Genomic DNA, 15,479 nt, shown 5'->3' with positions numbered 1-15,479 from the left:
AGGACGGGACACGGACCATGACCACGGGCGAAAACACCGGCACCCGCACCACCACCCCCACCCCCCGGTCACGCCTCCGCGCCCCCCGCGCGACCCGCACCAACGCCCTCCACCCCGGCGCCTGGTGGATCTGGGCCCTGGGTCTCGGGACCGCCGCGTCCCGCACGACCAACCCCCTCCTCCTCGCCCTCCTCGTCGGCGTCGCCGGTTACGTGGTGGCGGCGCGCCGGACGGAGGCTCCGTGGGCCCGTTCCTACGGCGCGTTCGTGAAGCTCGCGCTCGCCGTGCTCGGCATCCGGCTGGCCTTCGCCGTCCTCCTCGGCTCGCCCATTCCGGGCACGCACACCCTCGTCACCCTCCCCGAACTCCCCCTCCCCGACTGGGCGCAGGGCATCCGCGTCGGAGGCCGGGTCACCGCCGAAGGCCTGGTCTTCGCCCTCTACGACGGCCTGAAGCTCGCCACGCTCCTCATCTGCGTGGGCGCCGCGAACGCCCTCGCGAACCCGGCCCGTCTCCTCAAGTCCCTCCCGGGCGCCCTGTACGAGGCGGGAGTCGCCGTCGTGGTCGCCCTCACCTTCGCCCCGAACCTGATCGCGGACGTCCAGCGGCTGCGCGCGGCCCGGCGGCTGCGCGGCCGGCCCGACCACGGGCTGCGCGGGCTGCTCCAGGTCGGACTGCCGGTCCTGGAGGGCGCGTTGGAGCGTTCGGTGGCCCTCGCGGCGGCGATGGACGCGCGCGGTTACGGCCGTTCCGCCGAGGTGCCCCCGGGTGTCCGCCGTACCACCGCCGCCCTCACCCTCGGCGGGCTGGTCGGGGTCTGCGCGGGCACGTACGGTCTGCTCACCGCGGAGGGCGGCACCTACGGTCTGCCCGTGCTGCTCGCCGGACTCGCCGCCGCCCTCGGCGGCCTGTGGCTGGGCGGACGCCGCTCGCTGCGCACCCGGTACCGGCCGGACACCTGGGGCGTACGCGCGTGGCTGGTCGCCGCGTCCGGCGCGGCCGTCGCCGCGCTCCTCGTCCTGTACGCCTCGACCGGCCCGTACGCCTACGCGGCCCTGCACCCCGGTGTCGTCCCCCTGACCGCGCCGACGCTTCCGCTGTGGCCCGCCGCGGCGATCCTCCTCGGCCTCCTCCCCGCCTTCGTCGCCCCCGCCCCCTCGGACAGCGCCACCATCGCCAAGGAGCCCTCATGATCCGCTTCGAGGATGTCTCCGTGACGTACGACGGAGCGCCGGAACCCACCGTCCGGGGCATCGAACTCACCGTTCCCGAGGGCGAGTTGGTGCTGCTGGTCGGCCCCTCGGGCGTCGGCAAGTCGACGCTGCTCGGGGCGGTGAGCGGACTGGTCCCGCACTTCACCGGCGGCACCCTGCGCGGACGTGTGACGGTCGCGGGCCGTGACACGCGCACGCACAAGCCACGTGAACTCGCCGACGTGGTCGGCACGGTGGGCCAGGACCCGCTCTCGCACTTCGTCACGGACACGGTCGAGGACGAACTCGCTTACGGCATGGAGTCGTTGGGCCTCGCGCCGGACGTGATGCGCCGCCGCGTGGAGGAGACCCTCGACCTGCTGGGCCTCGCCGACCTGCGCGACCGCCCCATCTCCACGCTCTCCGGCGGACAGCGGCAGCGGGTCGCGATCGGCTCGGTCCTCACCCCGCACCCCGAGGTCCTGGTCCTCGACGAACCGACCTCGGCCCTCGACCCGGCCGCCGCGGAAGAGGTCCTCGCGGTCCTCCAGCGCCTCGTGCACGACCTCGGCACGACGGTCCTGATGGCCGAACACCGCCTGGAACGCGTCGTGCAGTACGCCGACCGGGTCGCCCTCCTCCCCTCCCCCGGCGCCCCTCTGCTGCTGGGCACACCGGCCGAGGTCATGGCGGTGTCGCCGGTGTACCCACCGGTGGTGGCCCTGGGCCGGCTCGACGGCTGGTCCCCCCTGCCCCTCACGGTCCGGGACGCCCGCCGCAGAGCGGGAGACCTGCGGAACCGCCTGCGGGGACTCCCGTACGAGGGACCGGGCGCCCCGGGCCCCGTACCCACCCTCTCCGTGACGGGTGCTGCGGCCCCCGCCCGCCGCCCGCGGCTCTTCCGCAGGCGCCCGCCCGAGGCATCCGTCACCGGCCGCCCGGCGGTGGTCACCGGCCTGTCCGTCCGCCGTGGCCGCACCGAGGTGCTCCACGACGTCACCCTGTCCGTCGCCCCCGGCGAGACCGTCGCGCTCATGGGCCGCAACGGCGCGGGCAAGTCGACCCTGCTCTCCGCCCTCGTCGGTCTCGTCCCCCCCTCGGCGGGTTCGGTCCGCGTGGGCGGGCTCCAGCCCCACCGCACGGCGCCCGGCGACCTCATCCGCCACGTCGGCCTCGTACCGCAGGAGCCCCGCGATCTGCTGTACGCGGACACGGTGGCCGGGGAGTGCGCGGCGGCGGACTCGGACGCGGGGGCCGGGGCGGGCGCCTGCCGGGACCTGGTGTCCGAGCTGCTTCCGGGCATCGCGGACGACACCCATCCGCGCGACCTGTCTGAGGGGCAGCGGCTCACCCTGGCCCTGGCGGTCGTCCTGACGGCCCGGCCGCCCCTGATCCTCCTCGACGAGCCGACCCGCGGTCTCGACTACGCGGCCAAGTCCCGGCTGGTCACGCTGTTGCGGGCGCTCGCGGCCGAGGGGCACGCCATCGTCCTGGCCACCCATGACGTGGAGCTGGCCGCCGAGCTCTCGCACCGGGTCGTCATCCTCGCGGACGGCGAACCCGTCGCCGACGGTCCGACGGCGGAGGTCGTCGTCGCCTCCCCGTCGTTCGCCCCGCAGGTCACCAAGGTCCTCTCCCCGCAGAAGTGGCTCACGGTCTCCCAGGTGCGCGAGGCACTGAGCGCGTCCGGGCCGGCCGGGGGCGCGCAGTCATGAAAAGCCACCCCCGAACCCCGCACCAGAGCCGGCCCCAGGTCCGCCCCATCCGGCTCGGCCCGCGGTCCGTCGCCGCCCTCGTCCTGGTCGGTGCCATCGGACTCGCCGCGCTGACCTGGCCCTTCTTCAGTGGGCCGACCTCACAGGTGGGCGCCCACTCGAAGGACGCGCCCTGGCTGTTCGCGGGGCTGCTCGTGCTGCTGGTCGGGGTCGTCGCGGCGACGATCTCCGAGTCGGGGCTCGGCCCCAAGGCCGTTGCCATGCTCGGGGTGCTGGCGGCGACCGGGGCCGCGCTGCGCCCGATCGGGGCCGGTACGGCGGGCATCGAGCCGATGTTCTTCCTGATGGTGCTGAGCGGGCGGGTGCTGGGGCCGGGGTTCGGGTTCGTGCTCGGCTCGGTCACGATGTTCGCGTCCGCGCTGCTCACGGGCGGGGTCGGGCCGTGGATGCCGTTCCAGATGCTGTCCATGGGCTGGTTCACGATGGGCGCGGGGCTGCTCCCCGGCCCGGACCGGCTGCGGGGGCGGGGCGAGCTGGCGATGCTGGCCGCGTACGGCTTCGTGGCGGCCTTCGCGTACGGCACGTTCATGAATCTGGCGGGCTGGCCCTTCATGGACGCGCTGTCGTCGAGCGTGGCCTTCGACGCGCACGACGCCGTGCACACGAATCTGGCCCGGTTCGTCGCGTACTGCCTGGCCACCTCGCTCGGCTGGGACCTGGGCCGGGCCACGGTGACGGTCGTCCTGACCCTCACTCTCGGCGCGACGGTCCTCAAGGCGCTCCGCCGGGCCACGCGCAGGGCGGCTTTCGAGACGCCGGTCACGTTCGGGGACCCCGACGGCACCCACGGCGGCGGCCACGGTGGTGAGCACGGTGGTGCGGCGCCGGTCACACCGCCCGGCCGCACGCTGTAGAAGCCGCGACCACGTGGTGTCACGCGTACCGTGCGCACCTCGTGAGGCGGCCCACAGGACCTTGGTCCTCTACTACGGGCGGCCGTAGACCGCGGCTCTTGTCATGCCCACGGCCCAACCGCCTCTGACCTGCGGATTGAGAGCCACGTCACAGAGGGACCTTTCGCGACGGGTACGACCACAACTAGCAAAAGGGGTCATTGCGGACAGGCTTCCGGCCTGGTTCATTGGTGGAGTCGCAAGGCGCCGACGTGCCCCGCAGGGCCTCGGCGCCGCCGCATGCCAGGGCTGGACGTCAGGGCGTACGAGCGACCGTCCCGTCCCCGAAGAAAAGGTTCTCCGTGTCCTTCTCCACCCGCATCCGTCTCATCGCCACCCCGAAGAAGGCCCTCACCGGCGCCGCCGTGGCGGCCGCCACCGCCGGCATGGTCATCGCGGCGGGCCCCGCCCAGGCCGCGACCCCCACGGTGGCCTCCTCCGCGTCGGCCAAGACGATCGCGCAGAAGATGATCCACGACGACGCCCAGTACAAGGCGTTCTCGAAGATCGTCGAGCACGAGAGCGGCTGGGACGTCGACGCCACGAACTCCTCCTCCGGCGCCTACGGCCTGGTCCAGGCCCTGCCCGGGTCGAAGATGTCCTCCGCGGGCTCCGACTGGAAGACGAACGCCAAGACCCAGATCAAGTGGGGCCTCGACTACATGAACTCCCGCTACGGCAGCCCGGTCGGCGCCTGGAACTTCTGGCAGGCGAACGGCTGGTACTGAGCCGACCCGCACGCCCCAAAGGGGCGCGGGGAACTGCGCGACCAGCCACGACGCACCCGCAGCCGAAGAACCACCCCAGCAGTGCGCTGGCACCCGTACGCGAAGGCGGCGGCCCCGATCCCCGGGCCGCCGCCTTCGCCATGCGCGGCGTGCGCCACGCGGCGGCACTCAGCCCCACGCCCCGGCCCGCACCCGGGTGACGGCGGCGCTGAGAAGGCGGACCCCCCTGGTGGAGCCGGGGTCCACGCCGGTCAGGGCCCGCACCCGGCGCAGCCGGTAGTCCAGGGTGCGGGGATGGACGTGCAGCGCGGCGGAGGCCCGCAGCCGGTTCATGTCGGCGCGGTAGTACGCGTCCAGCGTCGCCACGAGATCGGGGCCCTCCGCCAGACGTCTGGTGAGGCCGCGTAACCAGTCGTCGAGCTCGGGCAGTTGCACCAGCCCCATCTCGACGAAGACGTCCGCGGCCGTGCAGGCGCGGTCGGGGGTACGGGCGACGGGCGCGGCCCTGCTGACCAGGTGGGCCGTACGCGCGGCCTCGGCCAGCGCGGAGACCGCTCCGGTGGCCGTGCCGACCGCGCAGGGCAGTCCGACGGCCGCCGAGAAGTCCCGGGCGAGCGAGAGGACGCGCCGGTCCACCGCCGCCGGGTCCGTGTCGTCGGCCGGGACCAGCGCGACGAACTCCTCCGGCCGCCGCCAGAGCATGGGCACCCGATGGCTCAGGAGGAACGGTTCGAGCAGCGCGGCACGCGTCCCGCTGTCGGGAAGCGCGCGTGACGCCGGGAACCGCAGCACGGTGACGGCATAGCGGCCGGGGCTCGGCAGGCCCAGGTTCCGGACGACGTCGGGAGCTGTCGGGTCGTCGGTCAGCAGCATCTTCGCGCACGCCTGGACCCGCGCCACCGCCGACAGCGCCCGGGAGCGCCCCTTCTCGAAGCCGAGCACATAGGCGCCGCGAGCCGTTCCGGCCTGCGCGGAGAACCAGGTGACCATGCGCAGCAGACCGTCCATGTCGTGGGTGGCGGGCGCCTCGCTGATCTCGCGGAGCATGGAGCTGGTGTGCAGCGTGAGGGCGTTCTGCTGGGACGATTCGGAGAATCCCTTCGCCCCGCGGTCCTGGCCGATCGAGGAGATGAAGGAGAGGTCCTCGTCCGAGAGCGGAACTCCCTCCCGGGCGAGGGAGATGGTGCGGCGGCGGATGGAGACCGCGAACTCCATGATCGCGTCGTGGAGGCGCGGTTCGCTCTGTGCCCGCTGGTATTCGGGGAGTTCCTTCGCGTACATCTCGACGGCGTTTCTGGCGTTGTCCGTGACCTGGTGCTCCAGGACGTCGAAAATATCCCGCATGATCGCGCCTCCGTAGGCTGCCGTGACTCGTGCCGTAACTCCTGCCGCGACTCCTGCCGTGACTCCTGCCGCGCGCTCGACAGCGAGTCATGCCCATGTCAGCCATGCGTTTCGCTGCCGCCTCTGAGCTTTCGCAGGAACACGCCTGTTGGATTTCGTCCCCGGCGCCCCGGGCGCGCCCGAGGGACGCCCGGGGCACGCCCGGGGCACGCCCGGCATCCTGCGGCCGTCATCCAGGTGAACCCGATACCCGTACAAAACAACCCCCTGCCACAGCCCTGTAACGGGGCCCGCGCAGCTACAACTCCCGTTCCGCCCGGCCGGTCGAACCCGGTGCGTCGCACATCTGCGCCGTGGCGGAACCGGTGCCGCCCGGCGCGACTCCTTCAGTCCCGATCCCGCAGTCCGGATCCCGCAGTCCCGACCGAACCAGGAGTTGACCTGTGCCCAGGAAGTCCCTGCCGACGCGGCTCGCCGCCGTCGCCGCGCTCCTGCTCACCACCGGAGCCCTGTCCACGCCCGCCGCCTCGGCGAGCTCCGCGCACTCCGCGGACGCCGCTCCCGGCGACGCCTACGTGCTGACCGTGAGCACCGACCCGGCCACCACCGACCACGACCACCGCCGCGTCGACGTCACCGGCACCGTCACGAAGGCGGACGGCACCCCGGCGCCCCACATCCCCGTCACCGTCGAGGAAGTCGTCCGCTTCACCACCTGGAACCCGTGGGGCGACCCGATCGACCCCACCTACTACGAGCCGCGCGAACTGGGCAGGCCGGTCAGCGACGCCGACGGCAGGTTCACGATCCCGGACGTCGACATCGACCACGTGGGCACGAGCAGTCTGCTGAACGTCCAGCAGGGGGTGCAGATCACGGCCTTCTACGACGAGGACGGCGACCTGAACACCCCGCAGGACGGCTACTTCGCGGACACCACCGTGACCGCCGACGCCAGGCCCAGTTCCGTCACCTACACGGTCAACAGGAAGAGACTGAAGGCCGGCGACATCCTCGTCGTCCAGGGCAGGGTCGCCCTCCCCCAGGGGGTCGAGCCCGGTGACACGGAGGTCTTCCTGCAGACCTACTGGGAGGGTCAGTACCGCGTGAGGACGACCACCAGGGCCGACGGCACCTTCATGCTGCTCGCGCGGGTCCGCGACTACGACGACACGTTCACGCTGCGCACGGCCCCGAGGGACATGTACGTGTCCGGCGCGATCCGCTCGCTCCCGGTCACCAACACCTCGCTGCCCCGCGGCTAACCGCCCGCCGGTGGGTCACCCTCGCCCGGGCGGGGGTGGCCCACCCATGTCCCGTCGCGCATGACGACCCTCCCGCGCAGCTCCGGTTCGCCGCGCCAGGCGCGCACGGTCCTCGGCACCACGCGTACGTAGACGAAGGGCCCCTCCTCGGCGCGCGGGTCCCAGCCGAACTTCTCGGCGAACGCCTCCGCGGCGTCCGGGGGCACCCGGTCGTCGGGGAAGCACTCCGCCTCGCCCTGGAGGAGCACCACGTCGAAGGCGTCCGGCAGCGCGAGGCGCACACGCGGCTCCGCTCGGATGTTCCGTACGGTCACGGAGGCCGCGCCGGTGCACATCCAGACGGCGTGTCCGTCCCACCGGAACCACAGGGGCACCTGGTGCGGCCCGTGCTCCGGATGGGCCGTCGACGCCCAGACGTCCCGCTCCGTGTCGAGGCGTTGCAGCGTGTCGCGCCTGCGCTCCGGCGTCCGGCGGGGCTCCGTTCCCATGATCCGCATGGCTGCCGACCCTAGCCAGCGGGCCGGCGACCCGCATGGGGCGCGGGACCTAGTCCCAGCGACCGACACTCCGTCCGCTCGGAGCCGCTCAGAGCCGCTCAGAGCCGCTGAATGATCGTCCCCGTCGACAGCGCCCCGCCCGCGCACATCACGATGAGCGCGAACTCCTTGTCCCTGCGCTCCAGTTCATGGAGTGCCGTGGTGATGAGGCGTGCCCCGGTGGCACCCACCGGATGTCCGAGCGCGATCGCGCCGCCGTTCACGTTCACCTTCGCCAGGTCCTGTCCGAAGACCTGGGTCCAGCTCAGCACCACCGACGCGAAGGCCTCGTTGATCTCGACGATGTCGATGTCCTTCAACGACATGCCGGCCTTCCCCAGGACGGCCTTCGTCGCGTCGATCGGCCCGTCGAGGTGGAAGTGCGGGTCGGAGCCGACCAGCGCCTGGGCCACGATCCTGGCGCGCGGGCGCAGCTTCAGCGCCCGCGCCATCCGTTTCGACGCCCACATGATCGCGCAGGCGCCGTCGGAGATCTGCGAGGAGTTGCCGGCGGTGTGGACGGCCGTGGGCATCACCGGCTTGAGTTTCGCCAGGGCCTCCATGGACGTGTCGCGCAGTCCCTCGTCGCGGTCGACGAGCCGCCACATGCCCTGCCCGGCGCGCTGCTCGTCCTCCGTCGTGGGCACCTGCACGGCGAACGTCTCGCGCTTGAAGCGTTCCTCGGACCAGGCGACGGCCGCGCGCTCCTGGGAGACGAGCCCGAGGGAGTCCACGTTCTCGCGGGTCAGCCCGCGATGGCGGGCGATCCGCTCCGCCGCCTCGAACTGGTTCGGCAGGTCCACGTTCGACTCGTCGGGGAACGGCTTGCCCGGCCCGTGCTTGGACCCGGAGCCCAGCGGCACCCGCGACATGGCCTCGACACCGCACGAGATGCCGACGTCGATCACTCCGGCCGCGACCATGTTGGCGACCATGTGCGAGGCCTGCTGCGAGGAGCCGCACTGGCAGTCGACCGTGGTCGCCGCCGTCTCGTACGGCAGTCCCATCGTCAGCCAGGCCGTGCGGGCGGGGTTCATGGACTGCTCACCGGCGTGCGTCACCGTGCCGCCGACGATCTGCTCGACGCAGTCCGCGTGGATGCCGGTACGGCCGAGGAGTTCACGGTAGGTCTCGCCCAGCAGATAGGCGGGATGCAGATTGGCGAGCGCGCCACCGCGCTTGCCGATGGGGGTGCGTACGGCTTCGACGATCACGGGTTCCGCGGCCATGGGGAGTTCCTCTCCTCGGGTCACCCGCGCGGCGCGGGCGTCCCGGCCCACCCGCCACGCTGAACTAGTACGCGTTCTAGTTCTGTGTGCAGTCTGCTGACCCGGCGTCCGCCACCGCAAGGGTCGTGCAGCTCCCGAAGTGGCGATCTGCACGGAGCTTGCACAGAAGTGGACCCGGCACGGAAAGGAAGCACGCATCGAGATTCGGGGTGCCGTGCCTCTTGCCTCTTGTAGAACCCGTTACTACCTTCACGGCAATTCCCGGTGCCTGATGGACCGTCAGAACCCGACCGTCGTACGACCTGGACTTCACGACCTGGAGTTGCCCATGCCCTGTCCAGCGCTGCCCGACGGGTTCGATTTCACCGATCCCGATCTGCTGCACCACCGCGTGCCCCTCCCGGAGTTCGCCGAGCTGCGCCAGGCCGAACCGGTCCGCTGGATCCCGCAGCCGGCCAACGTCGCCGGCTTCCAGGACGAGGGCTACTGGGCCGTGACCCGACACGCGGACGTCAAGTACGTCTCCACGCACCCGGAGTTGTTCTCCTCCACCCTCAACACCGCGATCATCCGCTTCGGCCCGCACATGGAGCGGGACGCCATCGACGCCCAGCGGCTGATCCTGCTCAACATGGACCCGCCCGAGCACACCCGGGTCCGCCAGATCGTGCAGCGCGGCTTCACCCCGCGCGCCATCCGCGCCCTGGAGGAGAACCTGCACCAGCGCGCGACCCGGATCGTCGAGACCGCCCTCGCGAACGCCGGCCCCGGCGGCTCCTTCGACTTCGTCACCGAGGTCGCCAGCGAACTGCCCCTCCAGGCGATCGCGGAACTCATCGGCATCCCGCAGGACGACCGCGCCAAGATCTTCGACTGGTCCAACAAGATGATCGCGTACGACGACCCGGAGTACGCGATCACCGAGGAGATCGGCCAGGAGGCCGCCACCGAGATCCTCGCCTACGCGATGAACATGTCGGCCGACCGCAAGCAGTGCCCCGCCAAGGACATCGTCACCACGCTGGTGGCCGCCGAGGACGAGGGCAACCTCGCCTCCGACGAGTTCGGCTTCTTCGTCCTGATGCTGGCCGTCGCCGGCAACGAGACGACCCGTAACGCCATCACGCACGGCATGCACGCCTTCCTCACCCACCCCGACCAGTGGGACCTCTACAAGCGGGAGCGCCCGGCGACCGCCGCGGAGGAGATCGTCCGCTGGGCCACGCCCATCGTCGCCTTCCAGCGCACCGCGACCCAGGACACCGAACTGGGCGGCAAGCAGATCAGGAAGGGCGACCGCGTCGGCCTCTTCTACTCGTCCGCCAACAACGACCCGGAGGTCTTCGACACACCGGAGGTCTTCGACGTCCACCGCGACCCGAACCCCCACCTCGGCTTCGGGGGCGGCGGCCCGCACTTCTGCCTCGGCAAATCCCTGGCCACCCTGGAGATCGACCTCATCTTCAACGCGATCGCCGACGCGATGCCCGGTGTGCACCTGACCGGCGACCCGCGCCGGCTGCGCTCGGCCTGGATCAACGGAGTGAAGGAGCTGCAGGTCGGCGTCGACTGAGGAACGCCGGCCGAAGAACGCCGACCGGAGAATCCCGCCGAGCCGACCGGGCCTTCCCCGACCGGACGTTCCCCCGGCCGGCGCACATTTCGGTACTCGGTGAACGATTTCGGTCCGCCGAGCGTCTTCACAGGTGGCACAGCAAACCCACACCTTCGAAGACTTCGAACGGAAATACCGAGCCGTGGTCCCAGCCGAACTGTCCCCCGCCCGACAGGAGGGCGCGTGGACCGCCCGGAAGCGGGGCCTCCGACCGGTTTGGGAGCCGGTGTGGGCCCGGCACCGCGTGCCGTTCCTCGCCACCCTGCCGACCGTCCCGCTGTACGTGGTGTGGTGGCTGTTCCTGGCCACCGGCGGCGGCGACCTGGCCGCGCAGGAGGCCTGGGCCGACTTCGCGTCCCGGCACGGCGGCTCGGCGTACAGCCTGTTCTGGTACGGCGGGATGCACACCGCCAACTACAGCCTGATCTCGCCCTATCTGATGGCCGCCTTCGGTGTGCGGACGGTCACCGTGGCGGCCGGGCTGCTGGCCGCCTGGCTGGCCGCGGCCCTCATCGTCCGTACGGGGATCCGCCGCCCCCTGGGCCCGGCGCTGCTCGCCTCGCTCGCCCTGTGGTGCAACGTGGCGTCGGGGCGTACGACGTTCGCGCTCGGCGTCGCGCTCGGACTCGCCGCCTGTGTCCTGCTGACCCGGGAGCGGCGCCTGCCGCTGGCGTGGGCGTACGCGGCGCTCGCGACCATGGCCAGCCCGGTGGCGGGCCTGTTCCTGGTCGTCGCGGGCACGGGCTACGCCCTCGTACGGGACCGGGCGCGGGCCGCCGCGCTGATCGCGCCGCCGGTCGTGGTGGTGGGCGCGACGACCCTGCTCTTCCCGTTCGCCGGCGAGCAGTTGATGCCCGCCGCCCGGATCTGGCCGCCGGTCCTGATCGGTCTCGTCGTGCTGACGCTGGCCCCGCGCGGCTGGCGGGTGCTGCGCTGGGGCGCGGTCGTGTACGCGGCGGGGACGGTCCTCACGTATCTGGTGCCCTCGCCGGTCGGCACGAACGTGGAGCGGCTGGCGGAGCTGTTCGCCCCGGCGGCGCTGCTGGCCGCCCTGCTCGCGGTGCCGAGGTCGGGGCCGCCCGCCCAGCGGAGACGGCGCGTCGCGCTGACCATGGCGCTGGTGTTCTCCGTGGGCTGGGTCGGCAAGAAGACCGTCGACGATCTGGCGGTGTCGACCGTGGTGCCCGCCTGGGCGCACGACACCACCAGCGTCGTGGAGGCCCTGGACCGGCTCGGCGCGGACCGTACGCGCGTCGAGGTGGTCCCGGCCCGCAACCACCGCGAGGCCACCGCGCTGGCCCCGCACGTGAACCTGGCGCGCGGCTGGAACCGGCAGCTGGACATGGAGCGGGGCCGGCTCTTCTACGACGGGACGTTCTCGGAGAAGACGTACCGGCAATGGCTCGACCGGTGGGCCGTCGGCTTCGTGGTGCTGCCCGAGGGGAAACCGGACGGCTTCGCGGAGGACGAGGCGCGCCTGGTCAGGAAGGGCACGCCGTGGCTGGAGCCGGTGTGGCGCGACCCGAACTGGCGGGTCTACCGGGTGCGCGGCGCGGTACCGCTGGTGTCGGCGCCGGCCACGGTCGTCCGGGCCGACAGCGCGGCGGTCGTGGTGCGGGTCCCGCGCCCCGGCCCGGTGACCGTGCGGGTCGCGTTCTCGCCCTGGCTGTACGCCGAGGGGGGCTGCCTCGCGAAGGAGGGCGAGTTCACGCGGCTGACGGTGACCGAGCCGGGCGAGTACCGGATCAGCTCGGGGTACGGCCCTTCGCCGGGCCCGGCCCCGCGGTGCTGACCGCCTCCGCGTCCGCGGCCTCCCCGCTCTTCTCCGCGACTGCGGCCTCCTCGGAGGCTCCTTCCGCCGCTTTCGTCAGCGCGTGCGGGCGGGGCCGCGGCCCCTGGAGCAGATAGGTCAGCCCGAAGCCGGCGCCGACGACGGCCGCGCCGCCCACCGCGTCCAGTACCCAGTGGTTGCCGGTCGCCACGATCGCGGAGACCGTGAACAGCGGGTGCAGCAGACCGAGGGCCTTCATCCACCACTTCGGGGCGATGATCGCGATGACGAGCCCGCACCACAGCGACCAGCCGAAGTGCAGCGAGGGCATCGCCGCGTACTGGTTGGTGAGCGCGGTCAGCGTCCCGTAGTCCGGCTGGGAGAAGTCCTGCACCCCGTGCACGGTGTCGATGAAACCGAGGTCGGGCATCAGCCGCGGCGGGGCCAGCGGATAGAGCCAGAAGCCGACGAGCGCGAACAGCGTGGCGAAGCCGAGCGCCGCGCGGGCCCAGCGGTACTCGGCGGGCCGGCGGGCGTACAGGACGCCGAGCACGGTCAGCGGGACCACGAAGTGGAACGACGTGTAGTAGAAGTTGAAGAAGTCCTCCAGCCACCCGACCTTCACGACCGCGTGGTTGACCCAGTGCTCGATGTCGATGAAGAGGAACTTCTCGATCGAGTGGATCTGCTCGCCGTGCTGTTCGGCGGTGGCCCGGCCCCCGGTGTTCGTACCACCGGTCGCCGCGAGCCTGACCTGCTGGTACGCGGAGTAGCCGACACGGATCAGCAGCAGTTCGAGCAGGAGGTTCGGCCGGGTGAGGACCCGGCGCAGGAAGGGCAGCAGCGGGACGTGCTTCCAGCGGGTGGGCACCGGCCGCGCGTACTCGGTCGGGACGGGCGCGTGGTAGTGCTCCGACGTACGGGACAGAAACGGAACCACGGTCGCGGCGGCGAGGGCGGCCAGCAGGACGACGTTGTCGCGCAGCGGGTACAGCGACTCCATGTTCGGCAGCATCATCTTGGCCGGCAGGGTCATCACCAGGATGACGGCGACCGGCCACACGTACCGGTCGCCCGCCTTCTTGCCGACGCGGCCGACCAGCGCGAGCAGCACCCACAGCAGCTGGTGCTGCCAGGTGGTCGGCGCGACGGCGACGGCGACGCAGCCGGTGACCGCGACGGCGAGGAGCAGTTGTCCGTCGCGGGCGTAGCGCACGGCGCGGCGCAGGCCGAGCACGGCGACGGCGGTGCCGAGCACCAGGAAGAGCCCGATCTCCAGCGGCCCCTCCATGCCGAGCCGCAGCAGCGCCCCGTGCAGCGACTGGTTGGCGAGATCGTCGGCGGGCCGCCCGAGCCCGACCCCGGCCAGGTGGTGCACCCAGTACGTGTACGAGTCGTGCGGCATCGCGGCCCACGCGAGCGCGGTGAGCGCGGCGAAGGTGAGCCCGGAGGAGACGGCGGCCCGGCGGCGGCCGGTGAACCACAGGAGCGGCGCGAACAGCAGGACGGTGGGCTGCAGGGCGGCGGCGAGGCCGATCAGCACCCCGCTCGCCCGCTCCCCGCGTACGGCGAAGCAGCCGAGGAGCACGAGCAGGACCGGGATGATGCTGGTCTGGCCGAGGTAGAGGGTGTTGCGCACGGGCAGGGACAGCATCAGCAGGCTGATCGTGACAGGGGCCGCCAGCAGGGCCGTACGGCGGCTCACCGGCTGCGGGAGGGCGCGGGCGGCGACCAGGCCGAGGGCGACCACCAGCAGGAGGGTGCCGAAGGTCCAGCCCCAGCCGAGGGCCTGCTCGGCCGCCTTGGTGAGAGGCTTGAGGACGAGTCCGCCGAAGGGTGTGCCCGTGAAGCGCGTCGAGTCGTACAGCGAACCGTTCACATGCAGCACGCCGTCGGGTCCGACCCAGGTCTCCAGATCCGTCAGGCGCTCACCCCGGGGCGTACTCAGGACGACGGCGACCTGTCGTACGGCCAGGACCGCGGCGATCAGCCACAGGCCCGCGCGGACCAGGCCCAGCCGCGCTCTGGCCGCCTCGGGCGCCGTCGCTCCGAAAGGATCACCTGGTCGTCCGCCGTGCTCCACATTTGCCACGTGCCGTCGGCCCTCCCGCCCCGTTCGTCCTCTACGCCCCTTGAGCCCCAAGAGTCCCGGGGGTCCCGTGCGTCTGTTTCCTGTTCGAACCCTAAGAGGCTCGCACCACCCCCGATGTGAGACGCGGGCAACCCCCTCTTCACCTGACGTCCTCCGTTCTTTTGTCCCGATGGAGGTGTTGTAAGGCCGAAGAGCGTCCCCGTCACGCCGCCACGCGAGGCCGTGACGGGAATACAACCACCCAACCCGCCGGGAACCGGCTATATTCGGCTACCGAACTAATTAGCGCGTCTAACTAGACAGACGAAAGGCTTACCGCATGACCGAGCCGCAGCTCTGGCACGATGTGGACGACTACTTCACCGGGCTCCTCGCCCCACCGGACGCCGCCCTGACCGAGGCGCTGCGCGACAGCGACGCCGCCGGACTTCCGCAGATCAACGTCGCCCCGAACCAGGGCAAACTGCTGCATCTGCTCGCCGTGATCCAGGGCGCGACGCGCATCCTGGAGATCGGCACGCTCGGCGGCTACAGCACGATCTGGCTGGCCCGCGCCCTCCCCGAGGACGGCCGGCTGATCACCCTGGAGTACAGCGAACAGCACGCCGAGGTGGCCCGGCACAACCTCGCCCGGGCCGGTCTTGACAAGATCACCGAGGTCCGGGTGGGGCCGGCCCTGATCGGCCTGCAGACGCTGGCCGACGAGGACCCCGCACCCTTCGACGTGGTCTTCATCGACGCGGACAAGGTGAACAACCCGCGCTATGTGGAGTGGGCGCTGAAGCTCACCCGGCCGGGCAGCCTGATCATCCTCGACAACGTCGTACGCGAGGGCGCCGTGACCGACGCCACCAGCGACGACCCGAGTGTGCGCGGCACCCGCGAGGCGCTCGACCTCTTCGCCGCGCACCCCAAGGTGACCGCCACGGCGATCCAGACGGTGGGAGTGAAGGGGTACGACGGGTTCGCGCTGGCGCGCGTACTGCCGTAGGCGGCGCGCTCAGCGCTCTCCCCGTACCCCAGGGACCTCGGACCTCG

The 15,479-nt window shown here is 72.0% G+C and carries 12 protein-coding genes; 8 read left to right on the top strand and 4 right to left on the bottom strand.

Going from position 1 to position 15,479, the window contains the following annotated elements; all coding sequences use genetic code 11:
* Positions 1-17 precede the first annotated feature (17 nt).
* The 4 genes from J8N05_RS14330 (at position 18) to J8N05_RS14315 (ending at position 4,589) form a co-directional block, all read left to right on the top strand.
* The gene (locus J8N05_RS14330) at positions 18-1,193 is read left to right on the top strand and encodes an energy-coupling factor transporter transmembrane component T (protein ID WP_210883052.1); all 1,176 of its coding nucleotides are present in this window, start codon (positions 18-20) and stop codon (positions 1,191-1,193) included.
* Positions 1,190-2,908, top strand: coding sequence for an ABC transporter ATP-binding protein (locus tag J8N05_RS14325; RefSeq protein WP_210883051.1), 1,719 nt, complete (start codon positions 1,190-1,192; stop codon positions 2,906-2,908). The genes J8N05_RS14330 and J8N05_RS14325 overlap by 4 nt, the downstream gene beginning before the upstream one ends.
* Positions 2,905-3,822, top strand: a complete 918-nt coding sequence (locus J8N05_RS14320; RefSeq protein WP_210883050.1) for an ECF transporter S component — start codon at positions 2,905-2,907, stop codon at positions 3,820-3,822. Before J8N05_RS14325 ends, J8N05_RS14320 begins: the two co-directional genes overlap by 4 nt.
* Positions 3,823-4,163: 341 nt before the next feature.
* On the top strand, positions 4,164-4,589 hold the full coding sequence (locus tag J8N05_RS14315) for an aggregation-promoting factor C-terminal-like domain-containing protein (protein WP_210883049.1): 426 nt from the start codon (positions 4,164-4,166) through the stop codon (positions 4,587-4,589).
* 168 nt (positions 4,590-4,757) lie between these two features.
* On the opposite strand, the gene J8N05_RS14310 is transcribed toward J8N05_RS14315, so the two are convergent.
* Positions 4,758-5,933 (bottom strand): PucR family transcriptional regulator, encoded by a 1,176-nt coding sequence (locus J8N05_RS14310; RefSeq protein WP_210883048.1) that lies wholly within the window; start codon positions 5,931-5,933, stop codon positions 4,758-4,760.
* A gap of 443 nt (positions 5,934-6,376) precedes the next feature.
* Here J8N05_RS14310 and J8N05_RS14305 point away from each other — a divergent pair, with 443 nt between their 5' ends.
* Positions 6,377-7,198, top strand: coding sequence for an acyl carrier protein (locus J8N05_RS14305; protein WP_210883047.1), 822 nt, complete (start codon positions 6,377-6,379; stop codon positions 7,196-7,198).
* Here the strand turns inward: J8N05_RS14305 and J8N05_RS14300 are convergent.
* Complete coding sequence (locus J8N05_RS14300) at positions 7,195-7,695, bottom strand: pyridoxamine 5'-phosphate oxidase family protein (protein ID WP_210883046.1); 501 nt, start codon at positions 7,693-7,695, stop codon at positions 7,195-7,197. The two genes, J8N05_RS14305 and J8N05_RS14300, sit on opposite strands and share 4 nt — an antisense overlap.
* 98 nt (positions 7,696-7,793) lie before the next feature.
* Positions 7,794-8,963: a steroid 3-ketoacyl-CoA thiolase gene (locus J8N05_RS14295; RefSeq protein ID WP_210883044.1), complete on the bottom strand. Its 1,170-nt coding sequence runs from the start codon at positions 8,961-8,963 to the stop codon at positions 7,794-7,796.
* A 328-nt stretch (positions 8,964-9,291) separates the two neighbouring features.
* Here J8N05_RS14295 and J8N05_RS14290 point away from each other — a divergent pair, with 328 nt between their 5' ends.
* Together J8N05_RS14290 and J8N05_RS14285 are read left to right on the top strand one after the other, a co-directional pair.
* Positions 9,292-10,536 (top strand): cytochrome P450, encoded by a 1,245-nt coding sequence (locus J8N05_RS14290; RefSeq protein ID WP_210883043.1) that lies wholly within the window; start codon positions 9,292-9,294, stop codon positions 10,534-10,536.
* 268 nt (positions 10,537-10,804) lie between these two features.
* The gene (locus J8N05_RS14285) at positions 10,805-12,370 is read left to right on the top strand and encodes a hypothetical protein (protein WP_210890180.1); all 1,566 of its coding nucleotides are present in this window, start codon (positions 10,805-10,807) and stop codon (positions 12,368-12,370) included.
* Here J8N05_RS14285 and J8N05_RS14280 read toward each other — a convergent pair.
* Complete coding sequence (locus tag J8N05_RS14280) at positions 12,324-14,441, bottom strand: bifunctional glycosyltransferase 87/phosphatase PAP2 family protein (RefSeq protein WP_210883042.1); 2,118 nt, start codon at positions 14,439-14,441, stop codon at positions 12,324-12,326. The genes J8N05_RS14285 and J8N05_RS14280 overlap by 47 nt on opposite strands.
* A 319-nt stretch (positions 14,442-14,760) precedes the next feature.
* Here J8N05_RS14280 and J8N05_RS14275 point away from each other — a divergent pair, with 319 nt between their 5' ends.
* Positions 14,761-15,432: an O-methyltransferase gene (locus tag J8N05_RS14275; protein WP_210883041.1), complete on the top strand. Its 672-nt coding sequence runs from the start codon at positions 14,761-14,763 to the stop codon at positions 15,430-15,432.
* Positions 15,433-15,479 lie beyond the last annotated feature (47 nt).

The organism is Streptomyces liliiviolaceus, assembly GCF_018070025.1.
Lineage (GTDB): Bacteria > Actinomycetota > Actinomycetes > Streptomycetales > Streptomycetaceae > Streptomyces > Streptomyces liliiviolaceus.
Note: the sequence above shows the minus strand (reverse complement) of the source record. Positions and strands in the feature narration are given on the sequence as shown.